Below are 18,106 nucleotides of genomic sequence, written 5' to 3'. Positions count from 1 at the left end.
ACAAGATGAACCAGGAACTGACAAACAACCCGTTCAACCCTGTCGCACCGGCGCAGACGTTCGACGAAATCAAGGTCAGCCTTGCCAGCCCGGAGCGTATCCTGAGCTGGTCCTACGGCGAGATCAAGAAGCCCGAGACGATCAACTACCGTACGTTCAAGCCCGAGCGTGACGGGTTGTTCTGCGCGCGCATCTTTGGCCCGATCAAGGATTATGAATGCCTGTGCGGCAAATACAAGCGGATGAAATATCGCGGCGTTGTTTGCGAGAAATGCGGCGTTGAAGTCACGTTGCAGAAGGTCCGCCGTGAGCGGATGGGCCATATCGAGCTGGCCGCTCCCTGCGCGCATATCTGGTTCCTGAAATCGCTGCCGTCGCGCATCGGCCTCATGCTGGACATGACGCTGCGTGATCTCGAACGCGTGCTGTATTTCGAAAACTACGTGGTGATCGAGCCGGGCCTGACCGACCTCACTTACGGCCAGATGCTGTCCGAAGAAGAATTCATCGATGCGCAGGATGCCTACGGTCTGGACGCCTTCACCGCCAATATCGGCGCCGAAGCGATCCGCGACATGCTGGCACAGATCGATCTGGAATCCGAAGCCGAGAACCTGCGTGCCGATCTGGCCGTGGCCACCGGTGAGCTGAAGCCCAAGAAGATCATCAAGCGTCTGAAAGTGGTCGAATCCTTCCTGGAATCCGGCAACCGGCCGGAATGGATGGTCATGACCGTCATTCCGGTGATCCCGCCAGAACTGCGCCCGCTGGTGCCGCTGGATGGGGGGCGGTTTGCCACGTCTGACCTCAACGACCTGTATCGTCGCGTCATCAACCGGAACAACCGTCTGAAGCGTCTGATCGAACTGCGCGCGCCGGATATCATCGTCCGCAACGAAAAGCGGATGTTGCAGGAATCGGTCGATGCGCTGTTTGACAACGGCCGCCGCGGTCGTGTGATCACCGGTGCCAACAAGCGGCCGCTGAAATCGCTCAGCGACATGCTGAAAGGCAAGCAGGGTCGCTTCCGTCAGAACCTTTTGGGTAAGCGCGTCGACTTCTCCGGTCGTTCGGTCATCGTGACCGGTCCGGAACTGAAGCTGCACCAATGTGGTCTGCCGAAAAAGATGGCCTTGGAACTGTTCAAGCCGTTCATCTATTCGCGCCTTGAGGCCAAAGGTCTGTCTTCCACCGTCAAGCAAGCCAAGAAGCTGGTGGAAAAGGAACGTCCCGAGGTGTGGGATATCCTCGATGAGGTGATCCGCGAACACCCTGTCATGCTGAACCGTGCGCCGACCTTGCACCGTCTGGGCATCCAGGCGTTCGAACCGGTCCTGATCGAAGGCAAGGCGATCCAGCTTCACCCTCTGGTCTGCTCGGCCTTCAACGCTGACTTTGATGGTGACCAGATGGCTGTCCACGTGCCGCTGAGCCTTGAGGCACAGTTGGAAGCGCGCGTTCTGATGATGTCCACGAACAACGTTCTGTCGCCTGCCAACGGCGCGCCGATCATTGTTCCTTCGCAGGATATGATTCTCGGCCTTTACTACACCACGCTGGAACGCAGTGGCATGAAGGGCGAGGGCATGAAGTTTTCCTCGATCGACGAGGTGCAGCACGCGCTCGACGCCGGCGAAGTGCATCTGCACGCCAAGATCACGGCGCGGATCCCGCAGCTCGACGAGGAAGGCAACGAAGTCATCCTGCGCTGCGAGACAACGCCGGGCCGGGTGCGTCTGGGCGCGCTGTTGCCGAAGAACGCCAAGGCTCCCTTCAGCTTGGTGAACCGCCTCTTGCGCAAGAAAGAAGTGCAGCAGGTCATCGATACCGTCTACCGCTATTGCGGGCAGAAGGAATCGGTCATCTTCTGTGACCAGATCATGACCATGGGCTTCCGCGAAGCGTTCAAGGCCGGCATTTCCTTCGGCAAGGACGACATGGTGATCCCCGACAACAAATGGGAGATCGTCGGCGAGACACGCGATCAGGTCAAAGGCTTTGAACAGCAGTACATGGACGGCCTGATCACACAGGGCGAAAAGTACAACAAGGTCGTCGACGCCTGGTCGAAATGTAACGATATCGTCACCGAGGCGATGATGGGCACCATCTCGGCGGCCAAGTATGACGAGAACGGCAGCGAAATGGAGCCCAACTCGGTCTACATGATGGCCCACTCCGGTGCGCGTGGCTCGGTCACCCAGATGAAGCAGCTGGGCGGGATGCGCGGCCTGATGGCCAAGCCGAACGGCGACATCATCGAGACGCCGATCATCTCGAACTTCAAGGAAGGTCTGACCGTTCTTGAATACTTCAACTCGACTCACGGTGCGCGGAAGGGTCTCTCGGACACCGCTCTGAAAACGGCGAACTCGGGTTATCTGACCCGGCGTCTGGTGGACGTGGCGCAGGACTGCATCGTGCGCGAGCATGATTGCGGCACTGATCGTGCGATCACCGCAGAAAACGCCGTGAACGATGGCGAAGTCGTCTCGTCGCTGGGCGAGCGTGTGCTGGGTCGCGTCGCGGCCGAGGACATCCTGCGTCCGGGTACGGAAGAGGTGATCATCGCGGAAGGCACGCTGATCGACGAGCGGATGGCCGATGCGGTCGAAGAGGCGGGAGTGGCCACAGCGCGGATCCGTTCGCCTCTGACCTGCGAGGCCGAAGACGGCGTTTGCGCCATGTGCTACGGACGTGACCTTGCCCGCGGTACCATGGTCAACACCGGCGAGGCGGTGGGCATCATCGCGGCGCAATCCATCGGTGAACCGGGCACGCAGCTGACGATGCGGACCTTCCACATCGGCGGCGTTGCGCAGGGTGGACAGCAGTCCTTCCTCGAGGCCAGCCAAGACGGTACCATCGCGTTCGATAACGCCCAGCTGCTGGAAAACTCGCGTGGCGAGACCCTGGTGATGGGCCGGAACATGAAGCTCAAGATCATGTCCGACAGCGGTCAGGAACTGGCCAGCCACAAGCTGGGCTATGGCACCAAGCTGCATGTCAAGGAGGGCTCGAAAGTGGCCCGCGGCGACAAGCTGTTTGAATGGGATCCCTACACCCTGCCGATCATTGCCGAGAAATCCGGGACCGCGAAATTCGTGGATCTGGTGACCGGTGTGGCCCTGCGCGACGAGACGGATGATGCCACAGGCATGACCCAGAAGATCGTGATGGACTGGCGCGCGGCCCCCAAGGGCAACGAGCTGAAGCCGGAGATCATTGTCGTCGGTGCCGATGGCGAGCCTGTGCGCAACGATGCGGGCAACCCTGTGACCTATCCGATGTCTGTGGATGCGATTCTGAGCATCGAAGAAGGCGACGAGATCCATGCCGGCGACGTCGTCGCGCGGATCCCGCGCGAAGGGGCCAAGACCAAGGACATCACCGGTGGTCTGCCGCGTGTGGCCGAACTCTTTGAGGCACGTCGCCCCAAGGATCACGCCATCATCGCGGAAATCGACGGTTATGTTCGCTATGGGCGCGACTACAAGAACAAGCGCCGCATTTCGATCGAGCCAGCAGACGAGTCGCTGGAAACGGTCGAATACATGGTGCCCAAGGGCAAGCACATCCCGGTGCAGGAAGGCGACTTCGTGCAGAAGGGTGACTACATCATGGACGGCAACCCCGCGCCGCATGACATCCTTGCCATCATGGGTGTCGAGGCGCTGGCCGATTACATGATCGACGAGGTGCAGGACGTCTACCGCCTGCAAGGTGTGCGGATCAACGACAAGCACATCGAAGTCATCGTGCGTCAGATGCTCCAGAAATGGGAAATCCAGGACAGTGGCGAAACGACGCTGCTGAAGGGCGAGCATGTGGACAAGGCCGAATTCGATGCGGCCAACCAGAAGGCGATGGACAAGGGCGTGCGGCCTGCACAGGGCGAGCCGATCCTGCTGGGGATCACCAAGGCGAGCCTGCAGACACGCAGCTTCATCTCGGCGGCGTCCTTCCAGGAAACCACGCGCGTGCTGACCGAAGCCTCTGTTCAGGGCAAGCGGGACAAGTTGGTGGGTCTCAAGGAGAACGTCATCGTGGGTCGCCTCATTCCGGCGGGTACCGGTGGTGCCACGCAGGACATGCGCAAGATCGCTCAGAGCCGCGACAACGTGGTGATCGAAGCGCGCCGCGAAGAGGCCGAAGCGGCCGCGGCCCTGGCTGCACCGACCGAAGACGACATGCCGGGCAACGATCCGTTCGGCGCGATGGCGGAAACACCCGAGAGCCGCGACATGTAAGCGTCGGACAAGTGACAAGACCTGAAAGGCCCCGCTTTGGCGGGGCCTTTTTCATATGCCAAGCGGTTGGAAAAGCCCGATTTCCCACCCGCAGAGTGCGTCGGCAAGCATATGCTTCCCGCGGCGCGACATGGCTCGCGGGCCTTCGCCCTTGCTCCTCTGGCGCCCGCATGTCTAATGCCGGTATGACGAGATCTGACAACATGACCGGCGCGCTGCTGATGATGGGCTCGATGGCCGCGTTCACCTTCAGCGATGCGCTGATGAAATTGCTGGCGAGCGATGTGCCGCTTTTTCAACTGCTGTTTCTGCGCGGCATCCTGACGACATTTGCGGTGACCCTGATCGCCTGGCGGATGGGGGCTTTTGGCCAGAGGGTGCCGCGCCGTGACTGGGGGGTGATGGCGATCCGGACAACGGCCGAAGTGATGGCAACCTATTGCTTTCTCACGGCCCTGTTTCACATGCCGCTGGCCAACGTGACGGCGATCCTGCAGGCCATGCCGCTCAGCATTGCGCTGGTGGCGGCGCTGGTGTTCAAAGAGCCGCTGGGGTGGCGGCGGCTGACGGCGATTGTCGTGGGTTTCTGTGGCGTGATGCTGATCGTGCGGCCCGGCCCGGAAGGGTTCAACTTCTACGCGCTCTATGGGTTGGGGGCAGTGGCCTGTGTGACGGTGCGCGACCTGAGCACGCGGCGGTTGAGCCGCGAGGTGCCGTCGATGCTGGTGACGTTCGTGACCTCGCTTTCGGTGATGTGCGTGTTTGGAATAGCGAGCGTTGGGCAGGAATGGATGCCACTGGCCGGGCGCGAGGCGGGGTTGATCATGGCCGCGGCGGTGTTCGTGATCGCGGGCTACGTCTTTTCGATCATGACGATGCGGGTGGGCGAGATCAGCTTCATCGCGCCGTTCCGCTATACGTCGCTGCTCTGGGCGCTGGTGCTGGGCTGGCTGGTCTTCGGTGAGTGGCCGGTGCCGATGACCTTGCTTGGTGGGGCGATCGTGGTGGGCAGCGGGCTGTTCACGCTTTACCGCGAAGCGCGGCTTGGTTTGCGAAAATCCGGCAGATCTCTGCTTCATCGACGTTGAAGCGGTCGCGAAAGAGCTGACGCCCGGCGTCGTCGAGCGGCTTTAGCGGCCCGGTCTTGAATTTCGCGGCGCTGTCGTTGTCATCGTGCTTGGCGCGGATATACATCGGCGGACGCGGCTGGATCACGGCAGGCATGGAGTGGTGCAGCTTGTGATGGCCGTAGTTCATCACGGTGCGGGTGTCGCCCGCCGGGAAGGTCACGCCGAGGCCGCAGGCCCAGAAGGCGGTGATCACCGGCTCGGCGCTGATGCCTTCAGCCGAGAGACGGGCCGAGAATCCGCTGTTGAATTCGATTACCATGCGCGGCTCGCGACGGCGCAAGCGGCTGGTTCGCCGCGCAATGCTGCGGCACTGGGCGACAAAATCGACCCCCATCGCATCGTCGTCGTCGAGCCGGAACTGGAGCGTGTCCACTTCGTTATCGCCCAACTCTTCCTGAATGGCGCGTTGCAGGGCGAGTCGGTGCTTCTGCGGCGGGCGCGGCATGATCTTGATCTGCGGAACCGGCGCACAGAGGTCATGCAGCCGCGACAGGTACGGCTCTGGCATGCGTTCGCCGATCACGATGAGGAACGTGAATTCGGGATCGGTCTGGGCGCGAATCGATGGCAGGGCGAGCGCCTCGAAATGGGCAAAGCGCAGCTCCATCCGCGTGGCCTCGTAGAGATAGGCCTCGCGGGCTTCGACGGTTTCGTGCATCCTTTTGAACCCGCCAAGCGCGGGATAGGAAAAGCGGCAGACGCCGATCACTCGCATTCGTGGTCTTCCTTATCCTTGCGTCGCGCTTTGGGCCATGACCCGGCGCACATGGTCTGCGTCGATGTTGAAGAGGGTGCGAAACTGTGCCTCGCCGTCGGCGTCCAGAGGGGGCAGGCGGACCGGCTTTATCCCGTCCTTCTGGCGCGAATCGTTGAAGTCGTTATGGCCGCGAATGAACATATCCTCGCCGGGCAGGGCGACGACTGGCATGATGCGGCTCAGCTTGGCATGGCTGAAATTCATGATCCCGCGCGAAGCCCCCGGTCCCACCGCCACGCCGAGCGCGGGGGTCCAGAGTGTTTCGGTCGTGGGTTTGGCGCAGATGCCGCGGGGGGTGATGCGGGCGATGAACCCCTGGTTGAAGTCGATGCCCACATAGCGGTTTTTCGCGATCAGTGGTGCGAGGTCCGCCGCTGCTTCGCGCAGCCGTTCAACAAAGTGGCAGGCGACGGCGTCATCGTCATCCATGCGGAATTGCAAGCTTGGCTGGCCGGTGTCGGCGCGCGCGGCATTGATCACCTCACGCATGACCTGCCGGTGACGGCCCGGCGCACGCGGCACCACCACCGCTTGCGGCATGTCCTCGACCAGATCGAGCAGGCGGGTCAACCACAGGTCGGGCATGGCATCACCCACGACGATGAGCAGGGTGAAATCAGGATCGGTCTGGGCACGCAGGGGCGGCAGGGTGAGGGTTTCGAACGTGGCAAAGCGTTCCTGCATCCGGACCGAATCGTAGAGAAAGGCGGCACGCGCCTCGGGGGTTTCATGTTCAATCTGAAAGCCGCCAAGCGCGGGGTAGGAGAACCGGCAAAGCCCGATCACCTGCATCTTGCGGCTGTCCATTTTGCGCGATTTCCCGTATGCTCTGCCCCTTGGTCACCATGCCAGCCGGATGCCGCAGAGACAAGGTGCGGCGGGGCGGGGCGGACTGTTGACAACGCATCGGCAACCGCCTATACGCGCCCCATCCGGCTTCAGGGTTCTGCCTTGAAAGTCGAAATCAAAACTGAAGTGGTCAAGATCCGGGCACCTTGTTACGCCCCGATCCTCTGGGAACCAGCCGCGTCGTTCACCTCGGAATGGGAACGATTGCGGTCATTGCGCTTTTGCGGACGCGCGACATGTTTGAGATGAGATTAACCCGCATGGGACACCCCATGCAGACATGAGTTGAGAGACGGGGATAGAACCGGAATGCCAACGATCCAACAGCTGATCCGCAAACCGCGGCAGCCGAAAGCAAAAACGCAGAAGTCGCAGCACCTTCAGGGCTGCCCGCAGAAGCGCGGCGTCTGCACGCGCGTCTACACGACGACACCGAAGAAGCCGAACTCAGCCATGCGGAAGGTCGCCAAAGTGCGTCTGACCAATGGTTTCGAGGTGATCAGCTACATCCCCGGTGAGAGCCACAACCTGCAGGAGCACAGCGTTGTGCTGATCCGCGGCGGCCGCGTCAAAGACCTTCCGGGTGTGCGTTACCACATCCTGCGCGGTGTTCTGGATACCCAGGGCGTCAAGGATCGTAAGCAGCGTCGTTCGAAATACGGCGCCAAGCGTCCCAAGTGACCCCTTTGGCGTCATCCCGGGCCTGTCCCGGGATTTCGCGCCGCCAAGAAGCTCCGGGGTGATCCTCGGGGCGCGACCGATAGAGACACAAAGGAAGACAGCCGATGTCCCGCCGCCACGCCGCTGAAAAACGCGAAGTTCTGCCCGACGCCAAATACGGCGATCGGGTTCTGACAAAATTCATGAACAACCTGATGATCGACGGCAAGAAATCCGCCGCCGAGAAAATCGTCTACAACGCGCTGGGTCGCGTCGAGGACAAGATCAAGCGCGCACCCGTAGAGGTGTTCCACGAAGCGCTGGAAAACATCAAACCCGCGCTCGAGGTTCGCTCGCGCCGCGTGGGTGGTGCCACGTACCAGGTTCCCGTCGAGGTCCGCCCGGAGCGCCGCGAGGCGCTGGCAATCCGCTGGCTGATCAACGCCAGTCGGTCGCGCAACGAGCACACGATGGAAGAGCGTCTTGCTGGCGAGCTTCTGGATGCGGTCAACAGCCGCGGCAGCGCTGTGAAAAAGCGCGAAGATACACACAAGATGGCCGAAGCAAACAAAGCTTTCAGCCACTACCGTTGGTAATACAGATACTCTGAGGAAGCAGCTTTCATGGCACGCGACTATTCGCTCGAACGCTACCGTAACTTTGGCATCATGGCCCATATCGATGCAGGTAAAACCACCTGCAGCGAACGGATCCTGTTCTACACCGGCAAGAACCACAACATGGGAGAGACCCACGAGGGTGCCTCGACCATGGACTGGATGGAGCAGGAGCAGGAGCGGGGAATCACGATCACCTCGGCTGCGACCACCACATTCTGGCAGCGTCAGGAAGACCCGACCGCCGAAGGTACGGCAGACACCAAGTACCGGATGAACATCATCGACACCCCCGGCCACGTGGACTTCACCATCGAAGTCGAGCGTAGCCTTGCCGTGCTCGACGGCGCCGTTGCGGTGCTGGATGCCAACGCCGGTGTTGAGCCCCAGACCGAAACAGTCTGGCGTCAGGCCGACCGTTACAAGGTGCCGCGGATCGTCTTCGTCAACAAGATGGACAAGATCGGCGCGGACTTCTTCAACTGCGTCAAGATGATCAAGGACCGTACCGGCGCGACGCCGGCACCGATCCAGATCCCGATCGGTTCCGAAACCGAGCTGGAAGGCATCGTTGATCTGGTCACCATGGAAGAATGGGTCTGGAAGGGCGAAGATCTGGGCGCGAACTGGACACGCGGTCCGATCCGCGACAGCCTGAAGGACCTGGCCGACGAATGGCGCGCCAACCTGATCGAGATCGCCGTCGAAATGGACGACGACGCGATGGAAGCTTACCTGGAAGGCGTAGAGCCCGACGTGGATACGCTGCACACGCTGATCCGTAAAGGTACGCTGTCGCTGAGCTTTGTTCCCGTGCTGTGTGGCTCGGCGTTCAAGAACAAGGGTGTGCAGCCGCTGCTGAACGCCGTTGTCGATTACCTGCCCAGCCCCAAGGACGTTGTCGACTACATGGGCTTTGCCCCCGATGACGAGACGGAAACCCGTAACATCCCGCGCCGCGCGGATGACAACATGCCGTTCTCGGGTCTGGCCTTCAAGATCATGAACGACCCGTTCGTCGGCTCGCTGACTTTCACCCGGATCTATTCGGGCACGATCAAGAAGGGCGATACCGTCCAGAACACCACCAAGGGCAAGAAAGAGCGCATCGGTCGTATGATGATGATGCACTCGATCCAGCGCGAAGAGATCGAAGAGGCATTTGCCGGCGACATCATCGCATTGGCGGGCCTCAAGGACACGACCACCGGCGACACGCTCAGCGACGTCAAGGAACAGGTCGTTCTGGAAACGATGACCTTCCCCGATCCGGTGATCGAGATCGCGGTCGAGCCCAAGACCAAGGGCGACCAGGAAAAGATGTCGGCCGGTCTGGCACGTCTGGCGGCCGAAGATCCATCCTTCCGCGTGGAAACCGATCAGGAATCCGGTCAGACGATCATGAAGGGCATGGGCGAACTTCACCTCGACATCCTGGTCGACCGTCTGCGCCGCGAATTCAAGGTCGATGCCAATATCGGTGCGCCTCAGGTGGCCTATCGCGAGACCATCGGTCACGAGGTCGAACATACCTACACCCACAAGAAACAGTCGGGTGGGTCCGGTCAGTTCGCCGAGGTCAAGATGATCATCTCGCCGACAGAGCCCGGTGAAGGTTTCTCCTTCGAGAGCCGTATCGTCGGTGGCGCGGTGCCCAAGGAATATATCCCGGGCGTCGAAAAAGGCATCCGCTCGGTCATGGACAGCGGCCCTCTGGCTGGCTTCCCCGTGATCGACTTCAAGGTCGCCCTGATCGATGGTAAGTTCCACGATGTGGACTCCAGCGTCATGGCGTTCGAGATTGCGGCACGCATGGGTATGCGCGAAGGTCTGCGCAAGGCCGGCGCCAAGCTTCTGGAACCGATCATGAAGGTCGAAGTGGTTACGCCCGAGGATTACACGGGTGGTATCATCGGCGATCTCACCTCGCGTCGCGGGCAGATTTCGGGGCAGGAGACGCGCGGCAACGCCATCGCGATCAACTGTAACGTGCCGCTTGCGAACATGTTCGGCTATATCAACACGCTGCGCTCGATGTCTTCGGGGCGTGCCCAGTTCACGATGCAATTCTCGCATTATGAGCCGGTGCCGCAGAATATCTCCGAAGAAATCCAAGCAAAATATGCCTAACCCGGGTGGCGGGGGATAACCCCGCCCTACCCAGCACCGTAGGGTGGGGCTTCGCCCCGCCACCTGACAGACAAGAAGAGGAGCCAGCATCATGGCAAAGGAAAAGTTCGACCGCAGCAAGCCGCATGTTAACATCGGCACGATCGGTCACGTTGACCACGGCAAGACGACGCTGACGGCGGCGATCACGAAGTATTTCGGTGACTTCAAGGCGTATGACCAGATCGACGGCGCGCCGGAAGAGAAAGCACGCGGGATCACGATCTCGACCGCGCACGTGGAATACGAGACCGACGCGCGCCACTATGCGCATGTCGACTGCCCCGGCCACGCTGACTATGTGAAGAACATGATCACCGGTGCGGCGCAGATGGACGGCGCGATTCTGGTGGTGAACGCGGCCGACGGCCCGATGCCCCAGACGCGCGAGCACATCCTGCTGGGTCGCCAGGTGGGCATCCCCTACATGGTCGTCTACATGAACAAGGTCGACCAGGTTGACGACGAAGAGCTGCTGGAACTGGTCGAGATGGAAATTCGCGAGCTGCTGAGCTCGTACGAATATCCCGGCGACGACATTCCGATCATCCCCGGCTCGGCGCTGGCTGCGCTGGAAGGCCGTGATCCGGAAATCGGCGAGAATTCGATCCGCAAGCTGATGGCGGCCGTGGACGAGTACATCCCGACGCCGGCACGCGCCGTGGACCAGCCCTTCCTGATGCCGGTCGAGGACGTGTTCTCGATCTCGGGTCGTGGTACGGTTGTGACCGGTCGTGTTGAGCGTGGCGTGATCAACGTTGGCGACGAGATCGAGATCGTCGGCATCCGCGACACCAAGAAGACGACCTGCACGGGCGTTGAAATGTTCCGCAAGCTGCTGGATCGCGGTGAAGCTGGCGACAACATCGGCGCGCTGCTGCGCGGTATCGATCGTGAAGGTGTCGAGCGCGGGCAGGTCCTGTGCAAGCCGGGTTCGGTGACGCCGCACACCAAGTTCGAAGCCGAGGCGTATATCCTGACCAAGGATGAGGGTGGCCGTCACACGCCGTTCTTCGCCAACTACCGTCCGCAGTTCTACTTCCGTACGACGGATGTGACCGGCACCGTGAACCTGCCCGAGGGCACGGAGATGGTGATGCCCGGCGACAACCTGAAGTTCGAGGTCGACCTGATCGCCCCGATCGCGATGGAAGAGGGCCTGCGTTTCGCCATCCGCGAAGGCGGTCGCACCGTCGGCGCCGGCGTGGTGTCGAAAATCCTCGAGTAAGCGAATTGTCTATGCGGTAGGTGATTGCAACTTTCGCCAAACCCGCATAGGCGGTCCAGACAAGCGGGGTTCCGGGTTATGCCCGGGACCTCCCTCCGTTAAAGCCGGGGGAAGTTCGACGAGGGGGCCGGGTGGTCCGGCGCTCCTCCTATCAACTCCAAAAGCCGCGAAAGGCTAAGACAATGCAAAGTCAGAACATTCGCATCCGGCTGAAGGCCTTCGATTACCGCGTACTGGATGCCAGCACGCAGGAAATCGTGAACACCGCGAAGCGCACCGGCGCAGACGTGCGTGGCCCGATCCCGCTGCCGAACAAAATCGAAAAATTCACCGTTCTGCGTGGCCCCCACGTGAACAAGAAATCCCGCGATCAATGGGAAATCCGCACGCATAAACGCCTGCTGGACATCGTTGATCCTACACCGCAGACCGTGGACGCGCTGATGAAGCTCGACCTGGCCGCCGGTGTTGACGTGCAGATTTCGGTCTAAGGAGGGCAATCAGATATGTTGCGCTCTGGTATTATCGCAAAGAAAGTCGGCATGACCCGGCTTTTCATGGAAGACGGCAAGCAGATCCCTGTGACCGTTCTTCAATTGGACAAACTGCAGGTCGTGGCGACACGTACCCCAGAAACCCACGGCTATACCGCGGTTCAACTGGGTGCCGGTTCGGCCAAGGCCAAGCGGACCTCGAAAGCCATGCGCGGTCACTTTGCCGCAGCCAAGGTTGAGCCCAAGCGCAAGATCGCGGAATTCCGCGTGGCGCCCGAGGCGATGATCGCGGTTGGTGAAGAGATCACCGCGAACCATTACTTCGAAGGCCAGTACGTTGATGTTTGTGGCACTTCGATCGGTAAAGGTTTTGCCGGTGCGATGAAGCGTCACAACTTCAAGGGTCTGGAAATGACCCACGGTGTTTCGATTTCGCACCGTTCGCACGGCTCCACGGGTCAGTGTCAGGATCCCGGCAAGGTGTTCAAGGGCAAGAAGATGGCCGGTCACATGGGCGCAGCCCGGATCACCACGCAGAATCTGCAAGTGGTCAAGACCGACGCCGAACGCGGCCTGATCATGGTCAAAGGCGCTGTTCCAGGCTCCAAGGGTGGCTGGGTCACGGTCAAGGATGCGGTCAAGAAGCCGTTCCCCGAGAGCGCGATTCTGCCAGCAGCGTTGAAGTCCGACGCCGAAGCCGCTGCCAAGGCCGCTGAAGAAGCTGCCGCCGCAGCCGCCGCAGAAGCAGAAGCAGCCGCAAAAGAAGCCGCTGAAGCCGAGCAGGCAGCTCTGGAAGCACAAGCCGCAGATGAGGCCGGGACCGATGCGGTTGCCGAAGCCCAAGCTGCTGAGAAGAAGGAAGGCGAGGAATGAAACTCGACGTGATCAAACTGGACGGCAGCAAGGCCGGCTCGGTCGATCTGGGCGAAGACATCTTCGACCTGGAGCCGCGCGCAGACATACTGCACCGCGTCGTCCGCTGGCAGCGTAACAAGGCACAGGCCGGTACGCACAAGGTCAAGACCCGCTCCGAGGTCAGCTATTCGACCAAGAAGATCTATCGCCAGAAGGGCACCGGCGGCGCACGCCACGGCGCGCGCTCGGCACCGATCTTTCGCGGTGGTGGCGTCTACAAGGGTCCGGTTGTGCGTAGCCACGGCCACGACCTGCCCAAGAAGGTCCGCCAACTGGGTCTGAAGCTGGCGCTGTCGGCGAAAGCCAAGGCAGGCGAGCTGATCGTGATCGAAAGCGCGGCATCTGACGGCAAAACCGGCGCCCTGGCCAAGCAGGTCAAGGAACTGGGCTGGAAACGCGCGCTGATCATCGACGGCGCCGAGGTGAATGAAGACTTCGCCAAGGCGGCACGCAACATCGAAGGCCTGGATATCCTGCCGACGATGGGCGCAAACGTCTATGACATCCTCAAGCGCGACACGCTCGTGCTGACGAAGGCGGGTGTCGAGGCACTGGAAGCCCGTTTGGGGAAAGGTGACGCGAAATGAGCGCGAAAGCAGAACATTACGACGTGATCCGCAAGCCGATCATCACCGAGAAAGCCACCATGTCGTCGGAAAACGGCGCGGTTGTGTTCGAAGTGGCGATGGCCTGCAACAAGCCGCAGATCAAGGAGGCCGTCGAGTCTCTGTTTGGTGTCAAGGTGAAGGCCGTGAACACGACCATCACCAAAGGCAAGGTCAAGCGGTTCCGCGGCCGTCCCGGCAAGCGGGCAAACGTCAAGAAGGCCTATGTGACGCTCGAAGAGGGCAACACGATCGACGTGAGCACTGGTCTCTGATCTGATCGGTCTGGCGGGCTGAAGCCTGCACTGCAAGAATAGAAAACCCCGGCTGCGAGAGTGGCCGGGGTTTTTTGTTTGTGCGAGATAGCGTTGAGCGCGCTATGACAAATGCTGCAAATATTGTGGGCGCCAGCTTTCTAAAATCTGAAAAATTCCGTCCCAGCCTAAGGCGAATTATTGGCGTTCTCCACTGAACCAAGCGCTCTAACGAGTAGGAGGCTAGATTTGTGCGCAGAGTAGGACTGATCACGTGTGGACGGCTCCTCACCGTATCGCACCGCAGCCGAGCACTGGATATCAACTAGAAGGTTTTCTAAGCTCAAGCCCACGATGGAGCGTGCGAGTGCGTCATGGAGCTTTTTCAGGTTATGTGTCTGAGGAATGGGCGATACAACACCGATCACCTCAGTTAAGCCCTTCATAAATTTCTCAGCAAACTGGAGCGACGCCCATCTGGCTTGGCCATAGTTTGGATTCTGGCTGGTCATGTGCATGACAGCGGTCTTCCAATCACTCTGTGCTTCGCGAAAGAAGCGACTTGAATTAATGAACCGCGCGAATGCATTCCGTACATCCATTCCGATGAGGAACATGCCGTAAACTTCATCTAGATCGGTGTCCCTGAAATACTCCAAGCGGGTCTGGGTAATACCAAACAAAGCATCACAGGCGTTTAGCCTAGAAGAGCCATGGGCTTTGTCATCCATTTCTGAAAGCTTTCGATCAACGACAATCGCGCAAGGCCCATAGATGATTGGCAGTCTAAGTTCCCAAAGATCACCATCGGCCAGCACCGCTACTTTACCATCGGCAGATGGATCGAGTTTTATTTGGTCTCCGTAGACCTCTCTGTACCACTCGTAAATCCTCTCGGCATACTTCCAGCTATCCATCAATTCGTCATCAATGGCAGAATGGGGCTTCACAAAAAGAATCGACATTTTAAAACGCTGCCCAAATTTGATGATCGCGTTCATCGGGCGGCCCACCGGAGAGATGCCTTCTGCTTTGAGCTCGTGGTCGATCTCTCGGACAATAGGTGTGATGTCGTCTGGAATGTGTGACATGAAGGGCCCTAGTATTCCCACAATACTTCTGGAACTCAGCTTTGGGTTGGTTTCAGATCGTTTCTGAAATGCGCTCAGATTTAGGGGACCACAAAAGCGGTCATTTAGACAATACGTAACGAATGAAAACAATGTTCGCACATCGAACTTGCGGAGCTAACGTTACCTCGCCCCGTCAGGCGCGCGCTCGGCTTGGGGCGGGGCAGGGGGTATATCCCTTGTTTTCTGCGGCAAGTGCTTGACCCTGACGCGCATCCCCCCTAAACGAGCCTATCTGTGTGGCCCCGGATTCGTCCGGGGCTTCGCATTCGTTCGTAAGAACACCCTAAGCCGGGCACCTACGGGGGCCTATAAACACGGTGGGATCAAATCCCACCCTACATAGGTGGGGCGAAATCCCTGCCGTTTGCTAAACGGAAGACAGAAAGCATGGCACTCAAGTCGTATAAGCCAACGACGCCGGGCCAGCGCGGGCTGGTGCTGATCGACCGTTCGGAGCTGTACAAAGGACGCCCCGTCAAAGCCCTCACCGAGGGTTTGTCGAAATCGGGCGGCCGGAACAACACCGGACGTATCACGTCGCGTCGTCGCGGAGGAGGGGCCAAGCGCCTCTACCGGATCGTTGATTTCAAACGCAACAAATTCGATATCTCGGCCACGGTCGAGCGGATCGAATATGACCCCAACCGGACAGCCTTCATCGCGCTCGTCAAGTATGACGACGGTGAGCAGACCTATATCCTGGCGCCTCAGCGTCTGGCCATCGGCGACAAGATCATCGCCGGCGCCAAGGTCGACATCAAGCCCGGTAATTGCATGCCGTTCTCGGGTATGCCGATCGGTACGATCGTCCACAACATCGAGCTGAAGCCCGGCAAGGGTGGGCAGATTGCCCGCGCTGCAGGTACCTACGCTCAATTCGTGGGTCGTGACGGTGGCTACGCGCAGGTGCGTCTGAGCAGTGGTGAACTGCGCCTGGTCCGCCAGGAATGCAAGGCGACGGTCGGTGCGGTCAGCAACCCTGACAACTCCAACCAGAACTTCGGCAAGGCCGGCCGCATGCGTCACAAGGGCGTCCGCCCGAGTGTTCGTGGTGTGGTCATGAACCCGATCGATCACCCCCATGGTGGTGGTGAAGGTCGGACATCGGGTGGTCGTCACCCGGTCACGCCCTGGGGCAAGCCCACCAAGGGTGCTCGCACCCGCAACAAGAACAAGGCGTCGCAGAAGCTGATCATCCGCTCGCGTCACGCCAAGAAAAAGGGCCGGTAATCATGTCGCGTTCTGTATGGAAAGGCCCCTTTGTCGATGCTTACGTGCTGAAGAAAGCCGAAGCATCGCGCGAAAGTGGTCGCAACGAAGTCATCAAAATCTGGTCGCGCCGCTCGACGATCCTGCCCCAGTTCGTGGGTCTGACGTTTGGCGTCTACAACGGTCGGAAACATATCCCTGTCAACGTCAGCGAAGACATGATTGGTCAGAAGTTCGGTGAGTATTCGCCGACCCGGACCTACCATGGTCATGCAGCCGACAAAAAAGCGAAGCGGAAGTAAGTCATGGGCAAGGAAAAGAACCCCCGCCGCGTGGCCGATAACGAAGCAATGGCAAAACTGCGCATGCTCCGTACGTCCCCGCAAAAGCTGAACCTGCTGGCCGCGCTGATCCGTGGCAAGAAGGTGGACAAGGCGCTCAACGATCTGGCCTTCTCGAAGAAGCGGATCGCCGAAGATGTGCGCAAATGCCTGCAATCGGCCATCGCCAATGCCGAAAACAACCATAACCTGGATGTTGACGAACTGGTGGTTGCCGAGGCCTATGTTGGCAAGAACCTCGTCATGAAGCGCGGTCGCCCGCGTGCCCGGGGTCGGTTCGGCGCGCTGCGCAAGCCGTTCTCGGAATTGACGATCAAAGTCCGCCAAGTTGAGGAGCAAGCCTGATGGGAAATAAAGTCAATCCGATTGGCATGCGCCTTCAGGTGAATCGCACCTGGGACAGTCGCTGGTACGCGGACACCAAGGATTACGGCAACTTGCTGCTTGAGGACATCGCGATGCGCGATTTCATCAAGACCGAGTGCAAGCAGGCCGGCATCAGCCGCGTGATCATCGAGCGTCCGCACAAGAAGTGCCGCGTGACGATCCACACTGCACGTCCCGGCGTGATCATTGGCAAGAAAGGCGCAGACATCGAGACGCTGCGCAAGAAACTGGCCAGCATGACCGCGTCCGAACTGCACCTGAACGTCGTCGAAGTGCGCAAGCCCGAGCTTGACTCTGCACTGGTGGGTGAGAGCATCGCCCAGCAGCTGGAGCGTCGTGTCAGCTTCCGCCGGGCGATGAAACGTGCCGTGCAGAACGCCATGCGCATGGGTGCCCTTGGTATCCGGGTCAACGTTGCGGGTCGCCTCGGCGGTGCCGAGATTGCCCGGACCGAATGGTACCGCGAGGGTCGTGTGCCACTGCACACGCTGCGTGCGGATATCGATTACGCTCACACCGAAGCCGTGACGGCCTATGGCATCATCGGCATCAAGGTCTGGATCTTCAAAGGCGAGATCATGGAGCACGATCCCGCTGCCCGTGACCGCAAGGCCCAGGAACTTCAGGATGGTCCAGCGCCGCGCGGCGCCGGCGGCCGTCGCTAAGGAGGACAGGATATGCTGCAACCAAAGCGCACGAAATTCCGCAAGCAGTTCAAGGGCCGGATCAAGGGCGAGGCCAAAGGCGGCTCCGACCTGAACTTTGGCTCCTTCGGGCTGAAAGCGACGGAACCAGAACGTGTGACAGCGCGTCAGATCGAGGCGGCTCGCCGCGCGATGACCCGCCACATGAAACGTCAGGGCCGTGTCTGGATCCGGATCTTCCCGGATGTGCCAGTCACGTCCAAGCCTACCGAAGTTCGGATGGGTAAAGGTAAAGGCTCGGTCGATTTCTGGGCCTGCAAGGTCAAGCCGGGCCGCGTGATGTTCGAGCTCGACGGCGTTTCCGACGACGTGGCCATCGAGGCCCTGCGTCTGGCGGCGATGAAACTGCCGATCAAGACCCGCGTCGTTCAGCGCGAGGACTGGTGATTTTCGCCAAGGCGAAA

Annotated in this window: 18 protein-coding genes; 15 read left to right on the top strand and 3 right to left on the bottom strand. The window is 60.1% G+C overall.

Annotated elements, in window-relative coordinates; all coding sequences use genetic code 11:
* The first annotated feature begins 5 nt into the window (after positions 1-5).
* The gene (gene rpoC / locus O3306_RS17800) at positions 6-4,250 is read left to right on the top strand and encodes a DNA-directed RNA polymerase subunit beta' (protein ID WP_272009799.1); all 4,245 of its coding nucleotides are present in this window, start codon (positions 6-8) and stop codon (positions 4,248-4,250) included.
* 185 nt (positions 4,251-4,435) lie between these two features.
* Positions 4,436-5,338: a DMT family transporter gene (locus O3306_RS17795; RefSeq protein WP_272009797.1), complete on the top strand. Its 903-nt coding sequence runs from the start codon at positions 4,436-4,438 to the stop codon at positions 5,336-5,338.
* Here O3306_RS17795 and O3306_RS17790 read toward each other — a convergent pair.
* Together O3306_RS17790 and O3306_RS17785 are read right to left on the bottom strand one after the other, a co-directional pair.
* On the bottom strand, positions 5,271-6,095 hold the full coding sequence (locus O3306_RS17790) for a putative rhamnosyl transferase (protein ID WP_272009795.1): 825 nt from the start codon (positions 6,093-6,095) through the stop codon (positions 5,271-5,273). The two genes, O3306_RS17795 and O3306_RS17790, sit on opposite strands and share 68 nt — an antisense overlap.
* Before the next feature lie 12 nt (positions 6,096-6,107).
* On the bottom strand, positions 6,108-6,944 hold the full coding sequence (locus O3306_RS17785; protein ID WP_272009793.1) for a putative rhamnosyl transferase: 837 nt from the start codon (positions 6,942-6,944) through the stop codon (positions 6,108-6,110).
* 351 nt (positions 6,945-7,295) lie between these two features.
* Between O3306_RS17785 and rpsL the strand changes: the two genes are divergently transcribed.
* The 8 genes from rpsL to O3306_RS17745 all read left to right on the top strand — a co-directional run bounded on the left by rpsL (position 7,296) and on the right by O3306_RS17745 (position 13,949).
* The gene (gene rpsL, locus O3306_RS17780; protein ID WP_272009791.1) at positions 7,296-7,667 is read left to right on the top strand and encodes a 30S ribosomal protein S12; all 372 of its coding nucleotides are present in this window, start codon (positions 7,296-7,298) and stop codon (positions 7,665-7,667) included.
* 104 nt (positions 7,668-7,771) lie between these two features.
* Positions 7,772-8,242 (top strand): 30S ribosomal protein S7, encoded by a 471-nt coding sequence (gene rpsG, locus O3306_RS17775; protein WP_272009789.1) that lies wholly within the window; start codon positions 7,772-7,774, stop codon positions 8,240-8,242.
* 27 nt (positions 8,243-8,269) lie between these two features.
* The gene (fusA, locus tag O3306_RS17770) at positions 8,270-10,393 is read left to right on the top strand and encodes an elongation factor G (RefSeq protein ID WP_272009787.1); all 2,124 of its coding nucleotides are present in this window, start codon (positions 8,270-8,272) and stop codon (positions 10,391-10,393) included.
* A gap of 91 nt (positions 10,394-10,484) precedes the next feature.
* Complete coding sequence (gene tuf / locus O3306_RS17765) at positions 10,485-11,660, top strand: elongation factor Tu (RefSeq protein ID WP_272009785.1); 1,176 nt, start codon at positions 10,485-10,487, stop codon at positions 11,658-11,660.
* Between the two features lie 182 nt (positions 11,661-11,842).
* Positions 11,843-12,151 (top strand): 30S ribosomal protein S10, encoded by a 309-nt coding sequence (gene rpsJ / locus O3306_RS17760; RefSeq protein WP_076532278.1) that lies wholly within the window; start codon positions 11,843-11,845, stop codon positions 12,149-12,151.
* 15 nt (positions 12,152-12,166) lie between these two features.
* Positions 12,167-13,027 (top strand): 50S ribosomal protein L3, encoded by an 861-nt coding sequence (gene rplC / locus O3306_RS17755; protein ID WP_272009781.1) that lies wholly within the window; start codon positions 12,167-12,169, stop codon positions 13,025-13,027.
* Positions 13,024-13,656 carry a 50S ribosomal protein L4 gene (gene rplD / locus O3306_RS17750; RefSeq protein WP_272009779.1) on the top strand — a complete coding sequence of 211 codons (633 nt, stop codon included), beginning with the start codon at positions 13,024-13,026 and terminating at the stop codon, positions 13,654-13,656. The genes rplC and rplD overlap by 4 nt, the downstream gene beginning before the upstream one ends.
* Positions 13,653-13,949, top strand: coding sequence for a 50S ribosomal protein L23 (locus O3306_RS17745; protein WP_272009777.1), 297 nt, complete (start codon positions 13,653-13,655; stop codon positions 13,947-13,949). The genes rplD and O3306_RS17745 overlap by 4 nt, the downstream gene beginning before the upstream one ends.
* Positions 13,950-14,116: 167 nt before the next feature.
* Here O3306_RS17745 and O3306_RS17740 read toward each other — a convergent pair whose 3' ends face one another.
* Positions 14,117-15,019 (bottom strand): hypothetical protein, encoded by a 903-nt coding sequence (locus O3306_RS17740; RefSeq protein WP_272009776.1) that lies wholly within the window; start codon positions 15,017-15,019, stop codon positions 14,117-14,119.
* 429 nt (positions 15,020-15,448) lie between these two features.
* Between O3306_RS17740 and rplB the strand changes: the two genes are divergently transcribed.
* From rplB to rplP, 5 genes are read left to right on the top strand one after another with little or no spacing between them, the layout of a single operon-like run.
* Positions 15,449-16,291, top strand: a complete 843-nt coding sequence (gene rplB / locus O3306_RS17735; RefSeq protein WP_272009775.1) for a 50S ribosomal protein L2 — start codon at positions 15,449-15,451, stop codon at positions 16,289-16,291.
* Positions 16,292-16,293: 2 nt separating this feature from the next.
* The gene (gene rpsS / locus O3306_RS17730; RefSeq protein WP_165196887.1) at positions 16,294-16,572 is read left to right on the top strand and encodes a 30S ribosomal protein S19; all 279 of its coding nucleotides are present in this window, start codon (positions 16,294-16,296) and stop codon (positions 16,570-16,572) included.
* Between the two features lie 3 nt (positions 16,573-16,575).
* Positions 16,576-16,956 (top strand): 50S ribosomal protein L22, encoded by a 381-nt coding sequence (rplV, locus tag O3306_RS17725; protein ID WP_165196890.1) that lies wholly within the window; start codon positions 16,576-16,578, stop codon positions 16,954-16,956.
* Complete coding sequence (gene rpsC / locus O3306_RS17720; protein WP_272009770.1) at positions 16,956-17,663, top strand: 30S ribosomal protein S3; 708 nt, start codon at positions 16,956-16,958, stop codon at positions 17,661-17,663. Before rplV ends, rpsC begins: the two co-directional genes overlap by 1 nt.
* Positions 17,664-17,675: 12 nt before the next feature.
* Positions 17,676-18,089: a 50S ribosomal protein L16 gene (rplP, locus tag O3306_RS17715; protein WP_272009768.1), complete on the top strand. Its 414-nt coding sequence runs from the start codon at positions 17,676-17,678 to the stop codon at positions 18,087-18,089.
* Positions 18,090-18,106 lie beyond the last annotated feature (17 nt).

The sequence above is a fragment of the Roseovarius sp. ZX-A-9 genome, from assembly GCF_028369135.1.
Lineage (GTDB): Bacteria > Pseudomonadota > Alphaproteobacteria > Rhodobacterales > Rhodobacteraceae > Roseovarius.
This window is presented reverse-complemented; position numbering and strand designations above follow the sequence as displayed.

Excerpts from the sequence above, each read along its gene's own strand:
- rpoC (WP_272009799.1), top strand. The coding sequence starts at position 6 with ATGAACCAGGAACTGACAAACAACCCGTTCAACCCTGTCGCACCGGCG.
- O3306_RS17795 (WP_272009797.1), top strand. The coding sequence starts at position 4,436 with ATGACGAGATCTGACAACATGACCGGCGCGCTGCTGATGATGGGCTCG.
- O3306_RS17790 (WP_272009795.1), bottom strand. The coding sequence starts at position 6,095 with ATGCGAGTGATCGGCGTCTGCCGCTTTTCCTATCCCGCGCTTGGCGGG.
- O3306_RS17785 (WP_272009793.1), bottom strand. The coding sequence starts at position 6,944 with ATGGACAGCCGCAAGATGCAGGTGATCGGGCTTTGCCGGTTCTCCTAC.
- rpsL (WP_272009791.1), top strand. The coding sequence starts at position 7,296 with ATGCCAACGATCCAACAGCTGATCCGCAAACCGCGGCAGCCGAAAGCA.
- rpsG (WP_272009789.1), top strand. The coding sequence starts at position 7,772 with ATGTCCCGCCGCCACGCCGCTGAAAAACGCGAAGTTCTGCCCGACGCC.
- fusA (WP_272009787.1), top strand. The coding sequence starts at position 8,270 with ATGGCACGCGACTATTCGCTCGAACGCTACCGTAACTTTGGCATCATG.
- tuf (WP_272009785.1), top strand. The coding sequence starts at position 10,485 with ATGGCAAAGGAAAAGTTCGACCGCAGCAAGCCGCATGTTAACATCGGC.
- rpsJ (WP_076532278.1), top strand. The coding sequence starts at position 11,843 with ATGCAAAGTCAGAACATTCGCATCCGGCTGAAGGCCTTCGATTACCGC.
- rplC (WP_272009781.1), top strand. The coding sequence starts at position 12,167 with ATGTTGCGCTCTGGTATTATCGCAAAGAAAGTCGGCATGACCCGGCTT.
- rplD (WP_272009779.1), top strand. The coding sequence starts at position 13,024 with ATGAAACTCGACGTGATCAAACTGGACGGCAGCAAGGCCGGCTCGGTC.
- O3306_RS17745 (WP_272009777.1), top strand. The coding sequence starts at position 13,653 with ATGAGCGCGAAAGCAGAACATTACGACGTGATCCGCAAGCCGATCATC.
- O3306_RS17740 (WP_272009776.1), bottom strand. The coding sequence starts at position 15,019 with ATGTCACACATTCCAGACGACATCACACCTATTGTCCGAGAGATCGAC.
- rplB (WP_272009775.1), top strand. The coding sequence starts at position 15,449 with ATGGCACTCAAGTCGTATAAGCCAACGACGCCGGGCCAGCGCGGGCTG.
- rpsS (WP_165196887.1), top strand. The coding sequence starts at position 16,294 with ATGTCGCGTTCTGTATGGAAAGGCCCCTTTGTCGATGCTTACGTGCTG.
- rplV (WP_165196890.1), top strand. The coding sequence starts at position 16,576 with ATGGGCAAGGAAAAGAACCCCCGCCGCGTGGCCGATAACGAAGCAATG.
- rpsC (WP_272009770.1), top strand. The coding sequence starts at position 16,956 with ATGGGAAATAAAGTCAATCCGATTGGCATGCGCCTTCAGGTGAATCGC.
- rplP (WP_272009768.1), top strand. The coding sequence starts at position 17,676 with ATGCTGCAACCAAAGCGCACGAAATTCCGCAAGCAGTTCAAGGGCCGG.